Annotated in this window: 19 protein-coding genes; 4 read left to right on the plus strand and 15 right to left on the minus strand. The window is 63.1% G+C overall.

The genetic code is table 11. The features are described 5' to 3' along the window. Positions 1 to 147: 147 nt before the first annotated feature. The 8 genes from MCB86_RS16965 to MCB86_RS17000 form a co-directional block, all read right to left on the minus strand. On the minus strand, positions 148 to 396 hold the full coding sequence (locus tag MCB86_RS16965) for a hypothetical protein (RefSeq protein ID WP_045160641.1): 249 nt from the start codon (positions 394 to 396) through the stop codon (positions 148 to 150). A gap of 44 nt (positions 397 to 440) precedes the next feature. Further along, the gene (locus MCB86_RS16970; protein ID WP_045160642.1) at positions 441 to 1,214 is read right to left on the minus strand and encodes an electron transfer flavoprotein subunit beta; all 774 of its coding nucleotides are present in this window, start codon (positions 1,212 to 1,214) and stop codon (positions 441 to 443) included. A gap of 113 nt (positions 1,215 to 1,327) precedes the next feature. Beyond that, positions 1,328 to 2,551, minus strand: a complete 1,224-nt coding sequence (locus MCB86_RS16975) for an electron transfer flavoprotein subunit alpha/FixB family protein (protein ID WP_239611615.1) — start codon at positions 2,549 to 2,551, stop codon at positions 1,328 to 1,330. Then, positions 2,551 to 4,530, minus strand: a complete 1,980-nt coding sequence (dgcB, locus tag MCB86_RS16980) for a dimethylglycine demethylation protein DgcB (protein WP_239611616.1) — start codon at positions 4,528 to 4,530, stop codon at positions 2,551 to 2,553. Before dgcB ends, MCB86_RS16975 begins: the two co-directional genes overlap by 1 nt. 103 nt (positions 4,531 to 4,633) lie before the next feature. Continuing rightward, positions 4,634 to 6,694, minus strand: a complete 2,061-nt coding sequence (dgcA, locus tag MCB86_RS16985) for a dimethylglycine demethylation protein DgcA (RefSeq protein ID WP_239611617.1) — start codon at positions 6,692 to 6,694, stop codon at positions 4,634 to 4,636. A gap of 155 nt (positions 6,695 to 6,849) precedes the next feature. Then, positions 6,850 to 7,380, minus strand: a complete 531-nt coding sequence (locus tag MCB86_RS16990) for a 4-vinyl reductase (protein WP_045160646.1) — start codon at positions 7,378 to 7,380, stop codon at positions 6,850 to 6,852. Positions 7,381 to 7,502: 122 nt separating this feature from the next. Next, entirely contained in the window at positions 7,503 to 8,480 is a 978-nt protein-coding gene (locus MCB86_RS16995; RefSeq protein ID WP_045160647.1) for a dipeptidase, read from the minus strand. A gap of 190 nt (positions 8,481 to 8,670) precedes the next feature. Beyond that, on the minus strand, positions 8,671 to 9,624 hold the full coding sequence (locus tag MCB86_RS17000; protein WP_045160649.1) for a GlxA family transcriptional regulator: 954 nt from the start codon (positions 9,622 to 9,624) through the stop codon (positions 8,671 to 8,673). Positions 9,625 to 9,914: 290 nt separating this feature from the next. Between MCB86_RS17000 and choX the strand changes: the two genes are divergently transcribed. From choX to MCB86_RS17020, 4 genes are all read left to right on the plus strand, one after another. Beyond that, positions 9,915 to 10,853, plus strand: coding sequence for a choline ABC transporter substrate-binding protein (gene choX / locus MCB86_RS17005; RefSeq protein WP_045160650.1), 939 nt, complete (start codon positions 9,915 to 9,917; stop codon positions 10,851 to 10,853). An 83-nt stretch (positions 10,854 to 10,936) separates the two neighbouring features. After that, complete coding sequence (locus MCB86_RS17010) at positions 10,937 to 11,824, plus strand: 3-keto-5-aminohexanoate cleavage protein (RefSeq protein WP_045160651.1); 888 nt, start codon at positions 10,937 to 10,939, stop codon at positions 11,822 to 11,824. A gap of 109 nt (positions 11,825 to 11,933) precedes the next feature. Then, the gene (locus MCB86_RS17015) at positions 11,934 to 12,899 is read left to right on the plus strand and encodes an L-carnitine dehydrogenase (RefSeq protein WP_045160652.1); all 966 of its coding nucleotides are present in this window, start codon (positions 11,934 to 11,936) and stop codon (positions 12,897 to 12,899) included. 152 nt (positions 12,900 to 13,051) lie between these two features. Then, the gene (locus tag MCB86_RS17020; RefSeq protein WP_045160653.1) at positions 13,052 to 13,519 is read left to right on the plus strand and encodes a thioesterase family protein; all 468 of its coding nucleotides are present in this window, start codon (positions 13,052 to 13,054) and stop codon (positions 13,517 to 13,519) included. Between the two features lie 224 nt (positions 13,520 to 13,743). Here the strand turns inward: MCB86_RS17020 and fdhA are convergent, their stop codons facing one another. The 7 genes from fdhA to glyA form a co-directional block, all read right to left on the minus strand. Beyond that, positions 13,744 to 14,943: a formaldehyde dehydrogenase, glutathione-independent gene (gene fdhA / locus MCB86_RS17025; RefSeq protein WP_239611618.1), complete on the minus strand. Its 1,200-nt coding sequence runs from the start codon at positions 14,941 to 14,943 to the stop codon at positions 13,744 to 13,746. A 156-nt stretch (positions 14,944 to 15,099) separates the two neighbouring features. After that, complete coding sequence (gene purU, locus MCB86_RS17030) at positions 15,100 to 15,957, minus strand: formyltetrahydrofolate deformylase (RefSeq protein ID WP_045160654.1); 858 nt, start codon at positions 15,955 to 15,957, stop codon at positions 15,100 to 15,102. 117 nt (positions 15,958 to 16,074) lie between these two features. After that, positions 16,075 to 16,704: a sarcosine oxidase subunit gamma family protein gene (gene soxG / locus MCB86_RS17035; protein ID WP_045160655.1), complete on the minus strand. Its 630-nt coding sequence runs from the start codon at positions 16,702 to 16,704 to the stop codon at positions 16,075 to 16,077. A 72-nt stretch (positions 16,705 to 16,776) separates the two neighbouring features. Beyond that, positions 16,777 to 19,809 carry a sarcosine oxidase subunit alpha gene (locus MCB86_RS17040; protein ID WP_239611619.1) on the minus strand — a complete coding sequence of 1,011 codons (3,033 nt, stop codon included), beginning with the start codon at positions 19,807 to 19,809 and terminating at the stop codon, positions 16,777 to 16,779. Continuing rightward, complete coding sequence (locus MCB86_RS17045) at positions 19,806 to 20,132, minus strand: sarcosine oxidase subunit delta (protein ID WP_045160657.1); 327 nt, start codon at positions 20,130 to 20,132, stop codon at positions 19,806 to 19,808. The genes MCB86_RS17040 and MCB86_RS17045 overlap by 4 nt, the downstream gene beginning before the upstream one ends. A gap of 56 nt (positions 20,133 to 20,188) precedes the next feature. Continuing rightward, a complete protein-coding gene (locus tag MCB86_RS17050) occupies positions 20,189 to 21,439 on the minus strand; it encodes a sarcosine oxidase subunit beta family protein (RefSeq protein ID WP_045160658.1) in 1,251 nt (416 codons plus the stop codon). Positions 21,440 to 21,560: 121 nt separating this feature from the next. After that, a complete protein-coding gene (gene glyA, locus MCB86_RS17055) occupies positions 21,561 to 22,814 on the minus strand; it encodes a serine hydroxymethyltransferase (protein WP_045160659.1) in 1,254 nt (417 codons plus the stop codon). Positions 22,815 to 23,261 lie beyond the last annotated feature (447 nt).

A 23,261-nucleotide genomic window follows, 5' to 3' on the forward strand; every position in this document is an offset into this window, starting at 1 on the left:
AGCCCACGTCCTGTCCCATAACGGTGGATGACGGCGTCATCCACCTTTTTCTTAGCTTTTGGCGGCAGCTGCGCTCCGCTGTGCTTCGACACTGTGGCTATGGCAGCAGTGACTCCGCCGCGCGACTCCACAGGTGGCCAGCAAGCTCTAATTGGCCCGTACCAGTGCTGGAAGCAAATTCCGGCTGATGGCCTCACGCACCGCAGGCAGCAGGGTCGCGGAGCCGCCCAACAGTTCCTCTACCAAGCGGCGTAGCGCCTGCGCGCGCTCCTTGGATAGGCCAACGACAGCACGTTCACAGGCCTGTTCGGCCGTTGCGCCGCTGGGAATTTCAAAGCCCAGTGCCACGAGGCGATCACGGAAATCTTCTTGGTCAATCAGATCGGCATGCATCATCGTGTTTTGCTCCTTTGGCTTCGATATTTGAGGTGGCGCTGCGCTCAGCGCAGCACACCCTCGTCCAGTAGTAACTTGAAGATAGCCTCGGCACCTGCTTGCGGCGACACGTCTTGGAGAACCTGTCCGCCGCCCCCTGAGGCCTTGGCGGTGGCCGCCTTCATCCGTTCGGCGCCGGTCTTGGCCTTGATAACCTTCAGCCGTTTGGGACGTGGTCGTGCCGGTTGCAGTTGCGATTCGTCCAGCAGGCTGTCTTCGATCACGGCGACATCCTCGGCGAGCAGCTGGCCACGGCGGGCCGGACCGAAGGCGTTCTGGCGCGCCGTCGGCGCAGCGTTGTCGACGCTGGCGACAAACGGTAGCCGCACCTTTAGCCGGCGTCGCTGGCCGCGGGGCAGGGCCTGCAGCACCTGGGCTACGCCGTTGTCGACCTTCTCTACCTCTGCCAGACCGACCACCAGGGGCCAGCCCAGACGTTCGGCCAGCAGATAGGGCAAGAGCCCTGAACCTTCACCGGTTTCCGCCTGGCTGCCAGTCAGCACCAAGTGGGCGCCAGCATCCCGCAAATAGTTGTTCAACAGCGGCAGCGCATCGCAGTGGCTGGGCTGCTCGAGCACGGTCATCTCGCTCAGGCCCATGCCCAGATAGGCGCGCAACGCCTGCTCCTGTGGGTTGCCGGCGTGCAGCAGCTGCAGCCGATCGCCGGCCAGCCGCAGGCCGAGCTCGACGGCGCGGGCGTCCTGCTCGGCGCGGCGGGCGCGGCCCGAGGTCGGGTGAGCGCCGACCGAGACCAGGGTGATGATGTTCAAGTCAGTCATGGCGCGACTCCGTAGGGTGGAAGACGCTTTTCTCTTCCGCCATCAATGTGCGGCCTTCCGCGGTGAATGGGTGAAGCGCCATCCAACTTGCGGGGCTTTTACCGGCCAGCCGTTTATGCCGCATCGCGTGCGCCTCCTTGGCGATATTGCGTGACCAGCTCGATCAGCGCGGCGAGGATCTCGGTGGAGTCACCGATGACCGCCAAGTCGGCGCGTTTGATCATGTCGCAGCCAGGATCCATGTTCACCGCCACCACCTTGTCGCAGGCGCCGATACCCTGCAGATGCTGGATGGCACCGGAGATCCCCACGGCCATATAGACCCGCGCGGTGACCCAGGTGCCGGTGGCACCGACCTGGCGGTCGCGCGGCATGAAGCCGTCATCCACCGCCACCCGCGAGGCGCCCTCGGTGGCGCCGAGTGCTTCGGCGGCCTGATGGAACTGGGCCCAGTCCTTGACCCCGTTGCCGCCGGAGAGAATGAACTCGGCTTCGGCCATTGGGATCAGGGCCGGATCTACGGCCACCGCGCCGAGGTCTTCGATGCGTGGCAGGCAGCGGGTGATATCGGTTTCCAGCGGCAATGCGCGCACTTCATGGCGGGTATCGCTGACCGGATCGGCGCACTCGACGGCGGCCAGAATCAGACGCGGCGCCTTGCGTACCAGATCCTGCTGGCCGGCACCGGCGCGGCCGATGCACTGTCCGTCGGCGACCTGCCAGACGCGGGTGGCAGGGCGCTCGCCGAGTTTGGCACCGAGGCGTCTGCCGAGCTCGCCACCACCGGTGCGGCTGTCCGGTAGCAACCAGTAACGTGGCGCCAGTTGGCTTTCCACCGCGCTGAGGGCCAGTACCCGCGCTTCCGGTGCGTAGCCGTCGAAGGCCTCGCCCTCGATGTGCACCAGGCGATCGACACCGGCGGTGTCGAAGGCGGTTTCCTTGTAATCACCGAAGACCACGGCAACCACAGCGCCCGCTTCACCGGCCAGCTTGTTGGCCAGGCCGAGCACGTCCTTGTCGTGGCTGCTCAGGCGACCACCGACCATGTCCGGTACCACGGCGATGTAAAAGGCTGGTTGTTCAACCACATGCAACGGCAGTTGAACCACTGTGCTGGCAGCGCTGCGTTTGGCGCTGCCGCCTTGCTGGGCACCGCTGCGATCGATGCGCTTGAGCCCGTTGGGTCCGATGAAGCCGACCGCATTAGGGTTCTTGCGGATGATGCCGTTGGGGCCCATCCAGCTGGTTTCGGCCTTCTGCATGGCGGCGTGCAACGGATGCAAGCGGTTGCGGGCGATCCACTCGGCGCGAGGGTCGCGGCGGATGATGTCGCTCATCAGTGCACCTCCAGGGCTTCAGGCTTGGCTGCCGCGGCCTTTTTTGCCGGGGCGGGTGTCTCCAGCAATACGTCCGCGACCAGCTCGGCGATGTCCTTGATCTGCGGCCGCGGTTCGACCACGCCTTCGAGCATCGCGGTGCATTGGGGGCAGCCCACGGCCACCAGTTCGGCGCCGGTTTCCTTGATGTCGACCATGCGCATATCGGGAATCCGCTGCTTGCCGGGAATGTCAGTGATCGGCGCACCGCCGCCACCGCCGCAGCAGCGTGAACGGAAGCCGGAGCGTTCCATTTCCTTGACCTCGATGCCGATGGCTTTGAGGACGCTGCGCGGTGCTTCGTACTCGCCGTTGTAGCGGCCCAGGTAGCAGGGATCGTGATAAGTCACGCTGCCGCCCTTGTGCTGACCCAGGTTGAGTTTCTGTCCGCTGATCAGCTCTTCCATGTAGGTGCTGTGGTGCAACACCAGATATTCGCCGCCCAGTGCGCCGTATTCGTTCTTCAGCACGTGGAAGCTGTGCGGATCGCAGCTGACAATCTTGTTGAAGCGGTACTTGGTCAGGGTCTCGATGTTGCGTTTGGCCAATGTCTGGAAGGTCGCCTCGTCACCGAGACGGCGTGCCACGTCACCGCTGTCACGCTCTTCCAGGCCGAGCACGGCGAAGTCGACTTCGGCGGCTTTGAGTACCTTGACGAAGGCGCGCAGGGTGCGCTGGTTGCGCATGTCGAAGGCACCATCGCCCACCCAGAACAGCACGTCGGCCTGTTTCTTCTCGCTCATCAACGGCAGGTTCAGGTCGGCAGCCCAGTTGAGGCGACCACCTGGGGCGAAGCCGCCCGGGTTGTCGGTGGCGATGAGGTTGTCCAGCACCTCGGCGCCCTTGTTCGGCGTGGCACCTTTTTCCAGGGTAAGGTGGCGGCGCATGTCGACGATGGCATCGACGTGCTCGATCATCATCGGGCACTCCTCGACGCAGGCGCGGCAGGTGGTGCAGGACCACAGCGTTTCCGCCTCGACCAGGCCCTTGCCCTCGGCGAACACGATGGGCTGATGTGGATTGCCGCCGTGTTCACCGACCGGAATGCCCGGATAAGGGCTGCCGAAGTAACCCTTGTCACTGCCACCGGCGAGGCCGACGACCATGTCCTGGATCAGCTTCTTCGGGTTCAGCGGCTGGCCGGCGGCGAAGGCCGGGCAAGCTGCCTCGCAGCGACCGCACTGCACGCATGCATCAAAGCCGAGCAGCTGGTTCCAGGTGAAATCCTTGGGTTTTTCCACGCCCAACGGTGCGTTCGGATCAGTCAGATCAAGTGCCTTCAGGCCGCTGGAGCGAGCCGCACTGGCATTGTGCGGGGTGCGGAAACGCTCAGGACGGCGATGCCAGGCCAGGTGCAGGGCACCGGCGAAGGCATGCTTCATCGGCCCGCCCCAGGTCATGCCGAAGAACATCTCGGACACGCCCCAGGCCACGCCCAGCGCCAGCACGGCAGCCAGGATCCAGCCGCCGAAATCTTCCGGCAGGATGCCAGCCACCGGCAGGGTGGCGATGAAGAAGCTGAACGAGAACATCAGCAAGCTCTTCGGAAGGCGCATCCAGGGGCCTTTCGACAGCCGTGCCGGCGGGTTCCGGCGGCGTTTGGCGACGAACAGCGCGCCGACGAACATCAGCACGCACGCGGCGAGTAGGGCGAAGCCGAGAATCCGGCTCTGCAGACCGAAGCCATGCACGACGATCGCCAGCAAAGCTGCCAGGACAAAGCCGCCAGCCGTGGCAACGTGAGTCTTGGACATGTATTTGTCGCGCTCAACCACATGGTGCAGATCGACCAGGTAGCGCCGCGGCATGGCCATGAGACCGCCGAACCAGTTGACCTTCGAAGGGCGACCACGGCGCCACATGGCGAAGCGCCTGCCTGCGCCGAGTACGGCAAGCCCGAGGGCGGCGAACAGCAGGATGGGAAGAATTGTATTCAGCATTGCAGCTCACCCTGTGGGGAGCTGGAAGCAGCAAGCAAGAAGCTGGAAGCGGTTCGGGCCGCTTTTTTACTTCTAGCTTCTGGCTTCCAGCTTCAAGCTTTTCTTAGAAGTCTTTGCACAGCCGCAGCGCGTCATAGATCGCTGCGTGGGTATTGCGCTGGGCTACGCAGTCACCGATGCGGAACAGCAGATAGCCGTCGCCGCTCTGCGAAAGACAAGGTTGCGGTTGGATGGCGAACAGCGCCTCGACGTCGATCTGGCCCTTGTTGCGCGAACCTTCCTTGAGCGCGTAATACAAGGTTTCGTCCGGGCGCACGCCGTTTTCCACCACCACTTGGTCGACCACCCGCTCTTCTTGCGCGCCGGTGTATTCGTTTTCCAGGACCGCCACCACCTTGTCGCCCTCGCGGTAGACCTTTTCCAGCATCAGGTCGCCGGTCATGATCACTTCCTTCGGGTACAGGCTGCGGTAGTAGGTGGGGAAGCTGGTGCCGCCGACGGCCACGCCGGGTTTGATGTCGTCGGTGACGATCTCCACCTTGGCACCTTTCTCGGCCATGAAGTCAGCCACCGACATGCCGGTGAACTCGCAGATGGTGTCGTAGACCAGCACGTTGTTGCCGGGCGCCACCTTGCCGTCGAGGATGTCCCAGCTGCTGACCACCAGGCCTTCTTCCGCGCCCCAGTGCTCGTTCTGCTCGATGAACGGATGGCCGCCGTTGGCCAGCACCACGATGTCCGGACGCAGATCGAGAATGGTTTCGACATCCGCACCGGTGCCCAGGCGAAGGTCGACGCCGAGGCGAGCGATCTCCAGCTGGTACCAGCGGGTGATGCCGGCCATCTGATCACGTTGCGGCGCCTTGGCGGCCAGGCTGATCTGTCCTCCGAGGCTGTCCTTCTTCTCGAACAGGGTGACGTCATGGCCGCGTTCCGCCGCCACGCGTGCCGCCTCCATGCCTGCTGGGCCGCCGCCGACGATCACCACCTTGCGCTTGGGCCCGGTGGATTTCTCGATGATGTGCGGCAGGCCCATATACTCGCGGCTGGTGGCGGCGTTCTGGATGCAGAGCACGTCCAGGCCCTGGTACTGACGGTCGATGCAGTAGTTGGCGCCGACACACTGTTTGATCTGGTCTACCTGGCCCATCTTGATCTTGGCGATCAGGTGCGGGTCGGCGATGTGCGCGCGGGTCATGCCAACCATGTCCACGTAACCGCCTTCGAGGATGCGCTGGGCCTGGTTCGGGTCCTTGATGTTCTGCGCATGCAGCACGGGGACATTGACCACTTCCTTGATCCCGGCGGCCAAGTGCAGGAACGGCTCCGGCGGATAGCTCATGTTCGGAATAACGTTGGCCAGAGTGTTGTGAGTATCACAACCCGAGCCGATCACGCCGAAGAAGTCGACCATGCCGGTGGCATCGTAGTACTTGGCGATCTCTTTCATGTCCTCATGGGTGAGGCCGTCCGGGTGGAACTCGTCGCCGGTGATGCGCATGCCGACGCAGAAATCGTCGCCCACCTCGGCTCGCACGGCCTTGAGGACTTCCAGGCCGAATTTCATGCGCCCCTCGAAGGTGCCACCCCATTCGTCGGTACGCTTGTTCACGCGCGGCGACCAGAACTGGTCGATCAAGTGCTGGTGCACGGCGGACAGCTCGACGCCGTCCAGGCCGCCTTCCTTGGCGCGGCGTGCGGCCTGGGCATAGTTGCCGATGATGCGCCAGATCTCTTCCGGCTCGATGGTCTTGCAGGTGGCGCGGTGTACGGGTTCGCGAATACCCGACGGCGACATCAGGGTCGGCCAGTTGAAGCCGTCCCAGCGCGAGCGACGACCCATGTGGGTAATCTGAATCATGATCTTGGCGCCATGCTTGTGCATGGCGTCGGCAAGGTTCTGAAAATGCGGAATGATCCGGTCGGTGGCCAGGTTGACCGAGCTCCACCATTCCTGCGGGCTGTCGATGGCGACCACCGAGGAACCGCCGCAGATGGCCAGGCCGATGCCGCCCTTGGCCTTCTCTTCGTAATACTTCACGTAGCGCTCGGTGGTCATGCCGCCGTCGGTGGCATAGACCTCTGCGTGGGCGGTGCTGATCACACGGTTGCGGATGGTCAGTTTGCCGATCTGGATGGGTTGGAACATTGCTTCGAAAGCCATGGCGGCATCCTCTGAAAACTACTGCGCTCGGTTATGCGGCGTTGGAGGCAGAAGCGAAAATGCTCATTTACAACAGTAAACTCCGCTCTTCGCTTCTGCCTCCGCCTTGCCTACCCTTCGCTCGCTACGTTTTCGATCACGGTTGAAAGTTGTTTTTAGAGTGGTTTGACGCGGAACAGCCCGTGGTCGTGGCCTTCCTGCGAGGCGCCATAGACCTGTTCGGCGACGGTGCGGATGCTGCTGCCCTGCGCCTGTAGAATCTGGTCCATGGCGCCGGCGAACCAGCCGGTGAACATGTAGTCCACCGGGCGACCGCATTTGCCGTAGACGTACACGAAGGCCGAGTGGTCCAGGCGCACCTCGCAGGTACCAGCGTCCAGGTCGATCGCCTGGATCTTGAACAGCCCCCAACCGCGCTGCGACAAGCGCTTCATGTAGTGTTCGAAGACTTCAACGCCGACCAGGCCGTGGCACTCGGCTTCCTTTTCGCACCAGTGCCAGGCCGATTTGTAGCCGGCCTTGTAGAGAATCTCAGCGTACTTGTCGGCGCCCAGGACTTCTTCGATACCCATGTGGTTATTGACGAAGAAGTGCCGGGGCACATAGAGCATGGGCAGGGCATCGGTGGTCCAGACGCCGGTTTCGTCGTCGACCTGGATGGGCATCTCGGGGGCATGTGTGGACATGTGGATCAACTCCGAATTCAAAAGTCAGGTGTAGGGTGGATCGGGACGCGCAGTTGGCGCCTTGTCTATCCACCGCAAAGATGATTGGTGGATGAAAAACGCGTCATCCACCCTACGTTCGTTTACTCGCCCCAGACGTCTTTGAGCACGCGCACCCAGTTCTCGCCCATCACCTTGCGCACGGTGCGTTCGGACATGCCGCGCTTGAGCAGGGTCTCGGTGAGGTTGGGGAACTCGCCCACAGTGCGGATGCCCAGCGGGTTGACGATCTTGCCGAAGCTGGTCAGGCGACGGGCGTAGCCCTTGTCATGGGTCAGGTACTCGAAGAAGTCCTGGCCATGGCCCTGGGTGAAGTCGGTACCGATGCCGATGGCGTCTTCGCCGACCAGGTTCATCACGTACTCGATGGCCTCGGCGTAGTCGTCGATGGTCGAGTCGATGCCTTTGGCCAGGAAAGGCGCGAACATGGTCACGCCGACGAAGCCGCCGTGGTCGGCGATGAACTTCAGTTCCTCATCGGACTTGTTGCGCGGATGCTCTTTCAGGCCCGATGGCAGGCAGTGGGAGTAGCAGACCGGCTTCTTCGACTCGAGGATGACTTCCTCGCTGGTCTTGGAACCGACATGGGACAGGTCGCACATGATGCCGACGCGGTTCATCTCGGCGACGATCTCGCGACCGAAGCCGGACAGGCCGCCGTCGCGCTCGTAGCAGCCGGTGCCGACCAGATTCTGGGTGTTGTAGCACATCTGTACGATGCCCACGCCGAGCTGCTTGAACACCTCGACGTAGCCGATCTGGTCCTCGAAGGCATGAGCGTTCTGGAAGCCGAACAGGATGCCGGTCTTACCCAGTTCCTTGGCTTTGCGGATGTCAGCAGTGGTCCGCACCGGCATCACCAGGTCGCTGTTCTCGCGGATCAGCTTCTGGCTGGCAGCGATGTTGTTTACCGTGGCCTGGAACCCTTCCCATACCGAGACGGTGCAGTTTGCGGCGGTCAGGCCACCCTTGCGCATATCCTCGAAGAGCTCGCGGTTCCATTTGGCGATAATCAGGCCATCGATGACGATGCTGTCGGCGTGCAGTTCGGTTGGGTTCATCAGGTCACTTCCCCGGTGTGGCGCAGCGAATCTTTTGTCGGCGCTTTGGGGGGAGCATATCCCTGGGGGGCGGGGCGACCCGGTGCAAAAGCGACTGGGGTATTGCCGAAAACGTCAAAGGACGGTCGCGAATGGACAGGTCCGACCGTGGACCTCAGGCTGGGAGCCGGAGCATTCTGGCCAGGCTTGCTCAGCGCGCCGTCGCGAGCAGCTCGTGGCGATCCTGGCTGGGGCTGGCAGCAAAGCGCGAACGGTAGCAGCGGGAGAAATAGGAGGGCGATTCGAAACCGCAGGCCACCCCGATCTCCAGTACGCTCATGTCGGTCTGGCGCAGCAGCTGCCGGGCTTTGTCCAGGCGCAGGGCCAGATAGAAGGCCGACGGCGTTTCGCTGAGGTGCTGGCGAAACAGGCGTTCCAGTTGCCGTGGCGTCACATTGACCAGTTCGGCGAGTTCCTGGGAGCAGAGCGGCTGTTCGCTATGGCGCTCCATCTCGCTGATCACCTGCACCAGCTTCTTGTTATGTATGCCGTAGCGGCTGGCGATCTGCATCCGTTGGTGGTCCTGGCGCGAGCGGATGCGGCCAACCACGAACTGTTCCGAGACGGCCACCGCCAGGGTTTCGCCATGGTCGCGGCCGATCAGCGTCAACATCAGGTCCAGGCTGGCCGTTCCGCCTGCACTGGTGATGCGCCTGCCGTCGACTTCGAACAGTTCCTGGGTCACGTTCAGGTGGGGGTAGCGCTCCTGAAAGGCGCCGATGGCTTCCCAATGCAGCGTCAGGCGTTGCGTGCCGAACAATTCGGCTTGTGCCAGAACGAAGCTGCCGGTGTCGATGCCACCGAGCATCGCCCCCTCGCGTTCGATTCGATGCAGCCAATGAGCGAGGCGCGTATCGAAGGTCGCCAGCGGGTCGAAGCCGGCCACCACGAATAGCGTGTGGCATGCGTTCGGTGCTTCCAGCGCACCATCGACGTTGAGCGACATCCCATTGCTGCTGGCGACTGCTGCGCCATCCTGGCTTAGCAGACGCCAGCGATACAGCTCGCCGCGAAACCGATTGGCCACACGCAGCGGCTCTATGGCCGACATAAGGCCCATCATGGAAAAGCCCGGAAGCAGGAGAAACCATAGGGTTTGAGGCATCGGAAATCCCGTTCTGATGACGCTAAAAGCAGCGGTTGGCGTTGCTGGCAAGTGTTCGCTGCAGTTCACAGCAAGTGGTCGCTTCAGTTCAACAGACAGTCGCTTTAGTTCGTTTTTCAGCGCGCGCCGCTGCGTACTGTGGCCACATCGGGCGCAGTAGATACCGTTCACGGGGCGCCATTGCACCCCGCATGAGCGGATTATCTGCTCCGACAGGGAACAGAGGCCTCTGCACGACAACAAACAGGGCGCGAGCGTCCTGATAAATCGAACCCTTCAGGGGAGCGCCAATGAAAGGTCTTAGCACAATCGCCGGCTGCTGTTTACTCAGCCTGTTCAGTTCACCCCTGCTGGCCGCAGACGACGCCAGTTGCCAGGAGATCCGCCTGGGTGCGGTCGGCTGGACCGACGTGGTCGCCACCACGGCGGTCGCCAGCGAGCTGTTGGGCCGCCTTGGCTACGAAACCACCCAGACCCAGGCATCGCAACAGATCATTTTCGCCGGCATTCAGAAAAACCAGATCGATGCATTTCTCGGCTATTGGAAGCCGATCATGGACGACAACATAAAGCCGTTCCTGGACCGTGACGCGGTCAAGGTCGCGCCCGAGCCATCGCTCGATGACGCCATCGCGATACTCGCCGTGCCGACCTACACCGCCGAGGCGGGCCTGAAGACCTTCGCCGATATCGCCCGGTTCAAGGATCAGCTCGATGGCAAGATCTACGGCATCGAGTCCGGCTCCGGCGCCAACACTGCCATCCAGAAAATGATCGACGAAGATCAGTTCGGCCTGGGCGAGTTCACCTTGGTCGAGTCCAGCGAGGGCGCCATGCTGACAGCGGTCAAGCGAGCGGTGAGGGCGGAGAAGCCGGTGCTGTTCTTCGGTTGGAAACCGCATCCGATGAACATTCAGCTGTCGATCACCTACCTGACCGGCAGCGAAAATGTGTTTGGCCCCAACGACGGCGCCGCAACGGTTTCCACGGTCACGGCGCCGGACTTCGCCCAGCGTTGCCCGAATGCCGATCGGCTGCTGACTGGCTTGCGCTTCACCAGTGCCCAGGAGGCCGAACTGATGGCGCCGATCATGGACCGCCAGGCGCCCGATCAGGTGGCCCGCGCCTGGCTCAAGGCCAACCCCGAGGTGGTCAAGGCCTGGCTGGCCGGTGTCACCAGTTTCGATGGCAAGAGCGGTGCCGATGCGGTGATCGCCTCGCTCCAATAGACGACCGTCCCGAACGCAAACTGATACACCCGTGCGCGGCCCACCGCGTACGGCCTCCCATCGCCTGAAACAAGGACCTAACCGTGAACTACGAAGTCATCGTCACCTGTGCGGTGACCGGTGCTGGCGATACCGTCGGCAAGCATCCGGCCATCCCTGTCACGCCCAAAGAGATCGCCGCCGCCGCCATCGAGGCGGCCAGGGCTGGCGCCACGGTCGCCCATTGCCATGTCCGCGACCCGCGGACCGGCAAGCCGAGCCGTGATGTGGCGTTGTACCGGGAGCTGGTCGAGCGCATCCGCGAAAGCGATACCGATGTGATCATCAATCTGACCGCCGGCATGGGCGGCGATCTGGAGATCGGGCGGGGCGAGCAGCCGCTGGAATTCGGTAGCGGTACCGATCTGGTCGGTCCGCTGGAGCGTCTCAAGCATGTGCAAGAGCTGCTGCCGGAGATCTGCACGCTGGATTGCGGCACGCTGAATTTCGGTGATGGTGACTTCATTTACGTCTCCACACCGTCCCAGCTGCGCGCGGGCGCCAAACGCATCACCGAGCTGGGCGTGAAGGCTGAGCTGGAGATCTTCGACACCGGTCACCTGTGGTTCGCCAAACAGATGCTCAAGGAAGGCCTGCTCGATGATCCCCTGTTCCAGATCTGTCTGGGCATTCCTTGGGGCGCACCCGCGGACACCACCACCATGAAAGCCATGGCCGACAACCTGCCGGCAGGCGCGATCTGGGCCGGTTTCGGCATCGGCCGCTCGCAGATGCCGATGGTTGCCCAGGCCGTGCTGCTGGGCGGCAACGTGCGGGTCGGCCTGGAGGACAACCTATGGCTCGACCGTGGTGTGCATGCCAGTAACGGCCAGCTGGTCGAGCGAGCCATCGAGATCATCGAGCGCATGGGTGGACGAGCCTTGACTCCCGCCGAAGGCCGCGACCGGATGAACCTCAAGAAGCGCGGTTGAAACGCCCGTAGGCACCGAGCCCGACGTGCCGGCATTACGCCGTCGCGCCTGGCGCCTCGGCTGCCAATCGAAGCCCCGGGATTGCCGGGACACACAAGCAGGAGCCGCTATGGCCTTTGTCACCGAAATAAAGACCTTCGCCGCCATCGGAACCGGCGTGATCGGCGCAGGATGGATTGCCCGAGCGCTGGCCCATGGCCTGGATGTGCTCGCCTGGGATCCGGCACCGGGTGCCGAAGCGGCTTTGCGTACGCGCATTGCCAATGCCTGGCCGGCGCTCGAAGCGCAAGGCTTGGCGCCGGGAGCCAACCAGGCCCGGCTGCGCTTGGTCGAAACCATCGAGGCCTGTGTGGCGGATGCCGACTTCATCCAGGAAAGCGCTCCGGAGCGTCTCGCACTCAAATGTGAGCTGCACGCGAAGATCAGCGCCGCGGCCCGTCCAAACGTACTGATCGCGTCCAGCACGTCGGGCTTGTTACCCAGCGCGTTCTACGCCGACGCCGTACAGCCCGAGCGCTGCCTGGTCGGGCACCCGTTCAATCCGGTGTACCTGCTGCCCCTGGTAGAAGTGGTTGGAGGCGAGCGGACCGCACCGGAGGCCGTACAAGCCGCTGTCGACATCTATGAAGCATTGGGAATGCGCCCGCTGCATGTGCGCAAGGAAGTGCCTGGCTTCATTGCCGACCGCTTGCTCGAAGCGCTGTGGCGCGAAGCCTTGCATCTGGTCAACGACGGTGTCGCCACCACCGGAGAAATCGATGATGCGATTCGCTTCGGTGCCGGCCTGCGATGGTCGTTCATGGGGACATTTCTCACCTATACCCTGGCGGGCGGTGACGCCGGTATGCGCCATTTCATGGCTCAGTTCGGGCCGGCCTTGCAGTTGCCATGGACCTATCTGGAGGCGCCGGAATTGACCGACGCGTTGATCGACAAGGTGGTCGAAGGCACGACCGAACAGCAGGGCGCCCGCGGCATCGCCGAGCTGGAGCGCTATCGTGACGATTGTCTATTGGCCGTAATGGCTGCGATCAAGCAAACCAAGGCACGCCACGGTTTCGATTTTGCAGACTGACTACGCCATACGGGCAGTGCTTCATGCCGCGTGCCTAGCCGCAATGGCGTAGAGGATGAAGCCATACGCCGTTCGCTGCTAGATTGCCCGTTCGGTCTTCGAGTCCGCCGCAACGGGCTCTTGCCACTCGACTTCCGTCTCCGAGGATCACCATGCTTCTGACCAGCTACCGCACCGTCATCCCGGCCGAATGGGTGGACTACAACGACCACCTGCGTGATGCCTTCTACCTGCTGATCTTCAGCTACGCCACGGATGCGCTCATGGATCGCATCGGCCTGGATGCAGCCGGGCGTGAGCGCACGGGGCATACGCTGTACACCCTGGAATGTCATCTCAACTACCTGAACGAGGTGAAGCTCGGCAGCGAAGTCGAGGTACGTACCCACCTGCTGGCATACGATCACAAGCGGTTACACGTTCATCTGGGTCTCTATCGTCCCGGTGACGAGCAGTTGCTGGCGGCCAGCGAGCAGATGTTGATGAATGTCGATCGCGGCGTTGCGCGTTCGGCGCCGTTCGACGAGGAGGTGCTGGCGCTGGTGCAGGCGCTGCACGAGGCGCAGCGGGACCTGCCCAGGCCCATCCATATCGGACGGGTCATCGGTCTGCCAGGCTAAGTGGTGTTCGCATCGGGTCGCCGGGTGTGCATGCTCTAAGCCGGCGCTCCCGCAACCAGGCGTGGCGTTTCGACTGTATCTAGCGGGCAGCGCCCGAACAGCGAGTCGATAGGCGCTCGCCAAAAAAAGAGGAGCCGTAAGGCTCCCCAAAGTGCTTCATGTCAGGGGCCTGCGGAAGCGATCCGCAGGGAGAGTTACCTGCCGGCGACCGAGCAGGCGGCGAATCAGGCTGCGCTGAACATCTTGTGCGGGTCGATGACGAATTTCTTCGGCACGCCGGCATCGAACTCGCCGTAGCCCTGGGGTGCCTGGTCCAGGCTGATCACTTGCACGCCGACAACCTCGGCGATATTGATGCGGTCCCACATGATCGCCTGCATCAGCGCGCGGTTGTATTTCATCACCGGCGTCTGACCAGTATGGAAACTGTGCGACTTGGCCCAGCCCAGACCGAAGCGGATGCTCAGGCTGCCCATTTTCGCTGCGGCGTCCACCGCACCCGGATCCTCGGTCACGTACAGACCGGGAATACCGATCTTGCCGGCGACTCGAACCACGCCCATCAGCGAGTTGAGCACGGTGGCTGGCGCCTCGTGCTTGGCGCCTTCATGACCATGGCCGCGAGCCTCGAAGCCCACGCAATCGACCGCACAATCGACTTCCGGCTCGCCCAGCAGGGCGGCGATCTGTTCGTGCAACGGGGTGTCCAACGACAGGTCGGCGATCTCGAAACCCTGGGCCTTGGCGTGGGCCAGGCGGGCGGGGTTGAGGTCCCCGACGATCACCACCGCGGCGCCCAGCAGGCGTGCCGAGGCGGCAGCCGCCAGACCGACCGGGCCGGCGCCGGCGATGTACACCGAGCTGCCTGGGCCGACACCGGCGGTGACCGCGCCGTGGGAGCCGGTGGGCAGGATATCCGACAGGCAGGTCAGGTCGCGGATCTTCTCCATCGCCTTGTCGCGGTTGGGCAGCTTGAGCAGGTTGAAGTCGGCGTAGGGCACCAGCACGTATTCGGCCTGACCGCCGGTCCAGTCGCCCATGTCGACGTAGCCGTAAGCGCCGCCGGCACGCGCCGGGTTGACGGTCAGGCAGACGCCTGTGTGCTGTTCCTTACAGGAACGGCAACGGCCGCAGGCGACGTTGAACGGTACCGAGACCAGGTCGCCGATCTGCAGGTTCTCGACATCGCTGCCTTTCTCGATGACTTCCCCGGTGATCTCGTGACCGAGCACCAAGCCGACCTGGGCGGTGGTGCGGCCGCGCACCATGTGCTGGTCAGAGCCGCAGATGTTGGTGGAAACGACACGCAGGATCACACCGTGTTCGATCTTGCGCCCGCGGGGGTCCTGCATCTTGGGATAGTCGATTTTCTGGACTTCGACCTTGCCTGCGCCGAGGTAAACGACGCCACGATTGTCAGCCATCTGCCTTTCTCCTTTGTGTTTTTGTGAATACAAGGCGCGACGGGAGGCCGCGCGGGCTTGTAGTGGAGCTTTCAGTTGCCGCCTGGGTCAGCCGGCAGTTGTCTATTGCGGATCTGCTCGCCGCTTCGCGGATCGCAGTTCCATGGTGTCCGAGCCTTACAGCACTACTGTGCGGTTGGCATGCAGGAACACGCGTCGTTCGAGGAAATAGCCGACCGCCTTGGCCAGCGTCAGACATTCAATGTCGCGGCCCTTGGCGATCAGGTCTTCCGGATAGTGGGTGTGGTCCACCGCCTCGACGCCCTGGGCGATGATCGGCCCTTCGTCGAGGTCGTTGTTGATGAAGTGCGCGGTGGCGCCGACCAGCTTGACGCCTTTCTGGTAGGCCTGGTGGTAGGGCTTGGCACCCTTGAAGCCGGGCAGCAACGAGTGGTGAATGTTGATGGCGCGTCCGTCGAGCGTCCGGCACAGCTCGGGCGAGAGCACCTGCATATAGCGTGCGAGCACCACCAGCTCCGCGCCGCTGTCCTCGATCACTTGCAGCACCCGGCGCTCTTGGGCCGGTTTGTCGCGCGGATCGAGCGGGAAATGGTGATAGGGAATGCCGTGCCAGCGTGCCAGGGGTTCCAGATCCGGGTGGTTGGAAACCACGGCGGCGATGTCCATCGGCAGCTGGCCGATGCGCTGGCGGTACAGCAGATCGTTCAGGCAGTGATCGGACTTGGACACCATGATCACCACCTTGGCCCGGTAACCCGGTGGTGTCAGCTCGGTATGCATTTCGAAGGGCGTGACGCGGTCGATCAGGCCGGTGCGGAAGTCGGCCTCGTCGAAGCCGTCTGGCGCGCGAAATTCGACCCGGATGAAGAAGCGGTTGACCAGGCGATCATCGAAGCTGTGGTGCTCGGTGACGTAGCAGCCCTGTTCGAACAGGTAGCGGGTCACCACATCGACGGTGCCGAGCAAGCTCGGGCTGTGTGCGGTGAGAATCCAGGTATCGGGCGTGCGGCTCATTGTCAGGCTCCCGGTAATCGTTGCCAGGCGTAGGGTGGATGGGGCGTGCAGCTGTCCCTCCACCCATTTACCTTTGCTGTACCACGGTGGACGAAAAAGGCATCGCCCACCCTGCGCTCACGCCTCGATCGCCAGCCCGTACTCGGCGCTGGCATCCTGCAGCCAGAGCCAGATGTAGTCGGCGAAGCTGCGCCGCACCACCAATTCCCATACATGCTCGGCGGTGTGGCGAATCACTAGCTGGCTCTTGGCGAAATGGGTCCCTACCGCCTTGCCCACCGGGAAGTTGCCCGGATGCACGTCATAGGGCGTCGATTTCATCAGCAACTCACGCACCTTTTCTCCGGAGAGTTCGAGCAGGGTTTGTCCGCCGCTGACATTGACCACCTGGATGTGCTGCCCGGACAGCGCGTCGCGCAGCCGCTGTTCGGTGGCGAATTCCTCGCCCTGCGGCACGATCAGCAGCCATTCGTCCGGGCCCATCCACTGCAGCGAGGTCTCGCCTTCGGCCACCAGCGTCAGCGCGACCGGCAACGGGAGTCCGAGGGCCTGCTGCACGCCGTTGGCAAAGGCTGGGTCGTGGGCGTCGCCGCGCAGGGTCAGGTGACCGCGCAGCTTCTTTTCACGCAGGCGGATGCCGGCCCCGGCGCGGCCCTTGCCGACCAACTCGGCGAGGCCGGCATGGTGCAACGGCGATTGCCCCTCGAGATTGTCCGGGCGTTGTTTGTAAACGTTCACTGCGGTCATGGTTTACCTGCCTGGCGCCGCTAGGCGCCGTTGAATTCCGGGGTGAGGTGGCGAGCCAGCCTCACGCTCACCTCACACGTTCTGCCGCTCGCCTTTCGGGTCGTAGAACACCGAGCTGACAATCTCGGCCTCGATCACGCTGCCATCGACCAGCGGTGCGAAGACTCGCTCGCCGATGCGCTTGAGGCCGCCCTTGACCAGTGCCATGGCGAAGCTGTAACCCATGGCCGCGCTCATGTAGCTGGAGGTGACGTGACCCACCATGGTCATGGGTACGGGCTGTTTCGGGTCGAATACCAGCTGCGCGCCCTCGGGCAGTACCTTTTTCGGGTCCACCGGCTTGAGGCCAACCAGCTGCTTGCGGTTTTCCTTGAGGCAATCCTCGCGGTTCATACCGCGCCAGCCGATCCAGGAGAAGGGTTTGGTACGGCCTACGCACCAGCCCATGTTCAGATCATCCGGGGTCACGGATCCATCGGTGTCCTGGCCAACGATGATGAAGCCTTTCTCGGCACGCAGTACGTGCATGGTCTCGGTGCCGTAAGGCGTCAGGCCGTGCTTCTTGCCCGCCTCGATGATCTGCTCCCATACACCCAGAGCGTAGTCGGCCTGGACGTTGACTTCGTAGCTCAGCTCACCGGTGAAGGAGATGCGGAACACCCGCGCAGGTACGCCGCCGACCTTGCCTTCCTTCCAGGTCATGAACGGGAAGGCGTCCTTGTCCAGGTCGATGTCGGTGACCTCGGCCAGCAGCTTGCGGCTGTTGGGACCGGACAGGGTCATGGTCGCCCAGTGGTCGGTGACCGAGGTGAAGTACACCTTCAGTTCCGGCCATTCGGTCTGGTGATAGATCTCCAGCCATTCCATTACCCGTGCCGCGCCGCCAGTGGTGGTGGTCATCAGGAAGTGGTTGTCGGCCAGACAGGCGGTCACGCCGTCGTCGAAAACCATGCCGTCTTCCTTGCACATCAGGCCGTAGCGGGCCTTGCCCACGTCCAGCTTGGTCCAGGCATTGGTGTAGACGCGGTTGAGGAACTCGCGTGCATCCGGGCCTTGGATATCGATCTTGCCGAGGGTCGATGCGTCGAGGATGCCCACCGCATTACGCACGGCCAGACACTCGCGGGCCACGGCGGCGTGCAGATCTTCGCCCTTCTTGGGGAAGTACCAGGGACGCTTCCACTGGCCGACGTCCTCGAATTCGGCGCCGTTCTGCAGGTGCCACTTCTGCATGGCGGTATAGCGCTTGGGCTCGAACAGCTCGCCGCAGTGAGCACCGGCTACGGCGCCGAAAGTCACCGGCGTGTAGTTCGGGCGGAACATCGTGGTGCCCATTTCGGCGATGCCGATGCCCATCGAATGCGCAGCGATGGCCAGGCCGTTGATGTTGCCGAGCTTGCCCTGGTCGGTGCCGAAGCCCAGTGCGGTGTAGCGCTTGACGTGCTCGACCGACTCGAACCCTTCGCGAGTGGCGAGTTTGATGCCGGCCGCAGTGACGTCGTTTTGCAAGTCGACGAATTGCTTGGGCGCACGCTCGGTGGGCTTGTCATGCGGCACATGGAACAGCGCGACGCTGGCTTCCTCGGCGCGCTGTTCGACCCTCGGCACGCTGCCGGTGACTACCTTGAAACCAGTCTCGACGGCCGCTTTGGCACCAGCCTCGAAGCCGTCGGCGAGGGCGTCGCCGAGGGCGAACACGCCGTTCACCGCACCAGCGCAGCTGCGCTGCTGGAAGCCCTCGCCGGGGACGAAGGCGAGAATATCTTCGCGCCAGATCGGACGGCCACCGAGGTGTGAGGCCAGGTGGACCACCGGACTGTAGCCGCCGGAGCTGGCGATCAGGTCGCAGTCAATCACCTCGCCAGAGCTGGTGACTTTATGGTTGGCGATGTCGATGGAGCAGATCCGTGCGCCGGTGACTCGCTTGCTGCCGCGTGCCTCGACCACTGCACTGCCGGTGAGGACACGTACGCCGCGCTTGCGCGCTTCCTCGACCCAGGCGCCACGTGGATTACTACGGGCATCGGCAACCGCCACCACCTGATGGCCGGCGTCCAGCCAGTCGAGCACCGCGCGGTAGGCATAGTCGTTGTTTGTCGACAGTACCAACTGACGGCCCGGTGCCACGCCGTAGCGGCGTACATAAGTGGAAACCGCATCGGCCAGCATGTTGCCGGGCACATCGTTGTTCGAATAGACCAGTGGGCGCTCGTGAGCGCCGGTCGCCAGCACCACACGCTTGGCTCTCACGCGGTGCATGCGTTGACGCACGATTCGCTGGTTGAACGCACCCATGGGTGCTACCTCACCGAGGTGGTCGGCCAGGCGTTGATGAATGGTGAGAAAGTTGTGGTCGTGGTAGCCGTTCACGGTAGCCCGCGGTAGCAATGTCACTTCCGGCATTTTCTCCAGCTCTGCGATGGCGCTCGCGGCCCAGTCGGCGGCGGGTTTGCCATCGAGCTTCTCGCGTGTACTGAGCAGGCTGCCGCCGAACTCTTCCTGCTCATCGGCCAGGATCACCCGGGCACCACTGCGGCCGGCGGCCAGGGCCGCTGCCAGACCAGCAGGGCCAGCACCGACTACCAAGACGTCGCAATGTTGGTTCACGTGGTCGTAGCTGTCCGGGTCATTCTCCGTGGGCGCGCGGCCAAGGCCTGCGGCCTTACGAATGTACTTTTCGTAGGTCAGCCAGAGGTTCTGCGGATACATGAAGGTCTTGTAGTAGAAACCGGGCGGCATCATTCCGCCGCCGACCTTGCCGAGAATCCCCATGAGGTCGGTGTTGACACTCGGCCAGCCGTTCACGCTGTTGGCGGTCAGGCCGGCGTACAGCGCTTGCTGAGTGGCACGCACGTTGGGGATCTGCGCTGCTTCGGTACCACCGATCTGCAGCACGGCATTGGGCTCTTCGGCCCCGGCGGCGACGATGCCGCGTGGGCGCGAGTACTTGAAGCTGCGACCGACCACATCGACACCGTTGGCCAGCAGTGCTGCGGCCAGGGTGTCGCCGGCGTAACCCTGATAGGTTTCGCCGTTGAAGCTGAAGGTCAGGGGCTGGCTGCGGTCGATGCGGCCACCTTGGGAAAGACGATTGACCTGGCTCATGCCGTTACTCCTTGGTCGACAGCCTTCTTCGCAGCGAGCGCAGCCTCAGTCACGCTGGGCCGTTCGCCGATCTTGTAGGTCTCGAGAATTTCGTAGCTCACCGTATGACGGGTGACGTTGAAGTACTGACGGCAGCCCGCCGCGTGAATCCACAGTTCGTGGTGGATGCCGCGCGGGTTATCACGGAAGAACAGGTACTCGCCCCATTCCTCGTCGGTGCAGGCGTTCGGGTCCAGCGGACGGGGAATGTGCGCCTGGCCACCCGCGTGGAACTCTTCTTCGGAGCGCAGTTCGCCACAGTGAGGGCAGAAGATGTGCAGCATGGTCGGTACCTCCAGAAAACCTTCCTCCCTCCGCCGTCGGCGGAGGGGGCACTAAATCAGTGTGCGACCCCAGCCGCGCCGTGTTCGTCGATCAAGGCGCCGTTGTGGAAACGTTCGATCGAAAACGCCTTGGCCAGCGGGTGCATCTCGCCCTTGGCCAGGCTGGCGGCGAACACGTGGCCCGAACCCGGTGTGGCCTTGAAGCCACCGGTGCCCCAACCGCAGTTGAAGAACAGGTTCTTCACCGGGGTCTTGGCAATGATCGGGCAGGCGTCCGGGGTGGTATCGACGATGCCGCCCCATTGGCGATTCATGCGCACCCGCGAGAGGATCGGGAACATCTCGACGATCGCCTGCAGCGTGTGTTCGATGGTGGGGTAGGAGCCACGCTGACCGTAACCGACATAGCTGTCGATGCCGGCGCCGATGACCAGGTCGCCCTTGTCCGACTGGCTGATATAGCCATGCACGGCGTTGGACATGATCACGGTGTCGATGATCGGCTTGATCGGCTCGGATACCAGTGCCTGCAGTGGATGGGACTCGAGCGGCAGGCGGAAGCCGGCGAGCTTGGCCATATGCCCGGAGTTACCGGCGGTGACTACACCGACACGCTTACCGCCGATGAAGCCCTTGGTGGTTTCCACGCCGATGCACACGCCGTTTTCCTTGCGGAAGCCGGTCACCTCGGTCTGCTGGATCAGGTCGACGCCCAAGGCGTCGGCGGCGCGGGCATAGCCCCAGGCCACCGCATCGTGACGGGCGACGCCGCCGCGGCGCTGTAGCGAGGCACCGAGAATCGGGTAACGGGTGTTCTTCGAGCAATCCAGGTAAGGAATCATCTCCGCCACCTGCTTGGCATCCACCACTTCGCCGTCGATACCGTTGAGGCGGTTGGCACTGACGCGGCGCTCGATGTCGCGCATGTCCTGCAGGGTGTGGCCGAGGTTGAACACGCCGCGCTGGGAGAACATGACGTTGTAATTGATGTCCTGGGACAGGCCTTCCCACAGCTTCATCGCGTGCTCGTAGAGCTGCGCCGATTCGTCCCAGAGATAGTTGGAACGCACGATGGTGGTGTTGCGCGCGGTGTTACCGCCGCCCAGCCAGCCCTTCTCGATCACCGCGACGTTCTTAACGCCGAACTCTTTCGCCAGGTAATAAGCGGTGGCGAGGCCGTGGCCGCCGCCGCCGACGATGACCACGTCGTAGACCGGCTTGGGCTTGGGGTTGCGCCACATGCGCTGCCAGTTTTCATGATGGCTGAAGGAGTGCTTGAGCAGGCCGAAGCCGGAATAACGTTGCATGTCGATGCTCCTGAAAAACGACCGCCTCGAAGCGGTGACGCAATGCGATTCGCAAAGTGGATCGCCGGTTATCGATCCACCGAGTTGCGGTGGAAGGCAACAGCGCCTCCCACCCTACGAATCAGCGGTACACCGGATAGTCGGCGCACAGCCCAGCGACTTGTCGGGCAACTTGTGCCTCGACATCGTCATCACCGAGGTGATCGAGGATGTCGCAGATCCAGCCCGCGAGCTCGACACTCTGATCTTCCTTGAGCCCGCGTGTAGTAATGGCCGGTGTACCGATACGCAGACCGGACGTCACGAAAGGCGACTGCGGATCGTTGGGTACGGCGTTCTTGTTGACGGTGATGCCTGCACGACCCAAAGCGGCATCGGCGTCTTTACCGGTCAGGCCCTGCTTGATCAGGCTGACCAGGAACAGATGGTTGTCGGTGCCGCCAGAGACCACGTCGAAACCGCGATCGACGAATACCTTGGCCATGGCCTGGGCGTTCTTGATGACCTGGGCTTGGTATTCCTTGAAATCCGGCTCCATGGCTTCCTTGAAGCACACCGCCTTGCCCGCGATTACGTGCATCAACGGACCGCCCTGGGCACCGGGGAATACCGCTGCGTTGAGCTTCTTCTCGATTTCGGGATTGGCCTTGGCCAGGATCAGGCCGCCACGCGGACCGCGCAGGGTCTTGTGCGTGGTCGTGGTGACCACGTCGGCAAACGGGATCGGGTTGGGATACAGGCCGGCGGCGACCAGGCCTGCTACGTGGGCCATGTCGACGAAGAGCAGTGCACCGACCTTGTCGGCGATGGCGCGGAAGCGTGGGAAGTCCAGCGTCTTCGAGTAGGCGGAGAAGCCGGCGACGATCATCTTCGGCTTGCTTTCGACGGCCAGGCGCTCGACCTCGTCGTAATCGATCAGACCGGTGTCGGTGTCGATCCCGTACTGAACGGCGTTATAGAGCTTGCCGGAGCTGCTGACCTTGGCGCCGTGGGTCAGGTGGCCGCCGTGGGCCAGGCTCATGCCGAGGATGGTGTCGCCGGCGTTGAGCAGGGCAAGGTAGACGGCGCTGTTGGCCGAGGAACCAGAATGCGGCTGGACGTTGGCGTAGTCGGCACCGAACAGCTGCTTGGCACGGTCAATCGCCAGTTGCTCGACCTTATCGACATGCTCACAGCCACCGTAGTAGCGCTTGCCCGGATAGCCTTCGGCGTACTTGTTGGTCAGGCCGCTGCCCTGTGCCTGCATCACCCGCTTACTGGTGTAATTCTCCGAGGCGATCAGCTCGATGTGATGTTCCTGACGCAGTTCCTCGGCATCCATCGCCGCCAGAAGTTCGTCGTCATAGCCTTGAATTTTGTCTTGCTTGCTGAACATCGCGGATCTCCTAAAGGCGCAACGGCGCCATTCGCCTCGGTGAAGGCTTTTGTCTGTCTGGATGCGATGGTAGGGCTGGGCCTTGGCGCGAAGATGCCTGCCTGCGTCTTGTGGGAGTTCGTTTGCGACATGCTCCGTCGTTCTCGGAAACCTCGCGCAGGCCCCCGCCTGCCTGCGTCAAATTGCCGGTCACGCAGACGCAGGGCATCGCCCTCGTGATAACGGTCGAGTCATGAACCAGGCGGCGTCGAGAAGAATGCAGGGGGCTGAGCGAGTGGGCAGGGTAATGCTTCAGTGGGTGGCGGCAGTCACGCGACGATTTGGCGCTGCCGTATCAGGCTCGCGTGTCTGGCTTGGCTGCTTGGTCAATCTGCGGGCTGTCTCGCTGCCGCTCGCCTCGTGCGTGAATCGTTGACTGCGTGAGGCGTGCTAAGCAGGCCCGGCCGG

This window comes from Pseudomonas sp. KSR10 (assembly GCF_022355455.1).
Taxonomy (GTDB): Bacteria; Pseudomonadota; Gammaproteobacteria; order Pseudomonadales; family Pseudomonadaceae; genus Stutzerimonas; species Stutzerimonas stutzeri_E.

Bases quoted from the DNA above. Each gene is read 5' to 3' on its own strand.
- MCB86_RS16965 (WP_045160641.1), bottom strand. From the start codon at position 396: ATGATGCATGCCGATCTGATTGACCAAGAAGATTTCCGTGATCGCCTC.
- MCB86_RS16970 (WP_045160642.1), bottom strand. From the start codon at position 1,214: ATGACTGACTTGAACATCATCACCCTGGTCTCGGTCGGCGCTCACCCG.
- MCB86_RS16975 (WP_239611615.1), bottom strand. From the start codon at position 2,551: ATGAGCGACATCATCCGCCGCGACCCTCGCGCCGAGTGGATCGCCCGC.
- dgcB (WP_239611616.1), bottom strand. From the start codon at position 4,530: ATGCTGAATACAATTCTTCCCATCCTGCTGTTCGCCGCCCTCGGGCTT.
- dgcA (WP_239611617.1), bottom strand. From the start codon at position 6,694: ATGGCTTTCGAAGCAATGTTCCAACCCATCCAGATCGGCAAACTGACC.
- MCB86_RS16990 (WP_045160646.1), bottom strand. From the start codon at position 7,380: ATGTCCACACATGCCCCCGAGATGCCCATCCAGGTCGACGACGAAACC.
- MCB86_RS16995 (WP_045160647.1), bottom strand. From the start codon at position 8,480: ATGAACCCAACCGAACTGCACGCCGACAGCATCGTCATCGATGGCCTG.
- MCB86_RS17000 (WP_045160649.1), bottom strand. From the start codon at position 9,624: ATGCCTCAAACCCTATGGTTTCTCCTGCTTCCGGGCTTTTCCATGATG.
- choX (WP_045160650.1), top strand. From the start codon at position 9,915: ATGAAAGGTCTTAGCACAATCGCCGGCTGCTGTTTACTCAGCCTGTTC.
- MCB86_RS17015 (WP_045160652.1), top strand. From the start codon at position 11,934: ATGGCCTTTGTCACCGAAATAAAGACCTTCGCCGCCATCGGAACCGGC.
- MCB86_RS17020 (WP_045160653.1), top strand. From the start codon at position 13,052: ATGCTTCTGACCAGCTACCGCACCGTCATCCCGGCCGAATGGGTGGAC.
- fdhA (WP_239611618.1), bottom strand. From the start codon at position 14,943: ATGGCTGACAATCGTGGCGTCGTTTACCTCGGCGCAGGCAAGGTCGAA.
- purU (WP_045160654.1), bottom strand. From the start codon at position 15,957: ATGAGCCGCACGCCCGATACCTGGATTCTCACCGCACACAGCCCGAGC.
- soxG (WP_045160655.1), bottom strand. From the start codon at position 16,704: ATGACCGCAGTGAACGTTTACAAACAACGCCCGGACAATCTCGAGGGG.
- MCB86_RS17040 (WP_239611619.1), bottom strand. From the start codon at position 19,809: ATGAGCCAGGTCAATCGTCTTTCCCAAGGTGGCCGCATCGACCGCAGC.
- MCB86_RS17045 (WP_045160657.1), bottom strand. From the start codon at position 20,132: ATGCTGCACATCTTCTGCCCTCACTGTGGCGAACTGCGCTCCGAAGAA.
- MCB86_RS17050 (WP_045160658.1), bottom strand. From the start codon at position 21,439: ATGCAACGTTATTCCGGCTTCGGCCTGCTCAAGCACTCCTTCAGCCAT.
- glyA (WP_045160659.1), bottom strand. From the start codon at position 22,814: ATGTTCAGCAAGCAAGACAAAATTCAAGGCTATGACGACGAACTTCTG.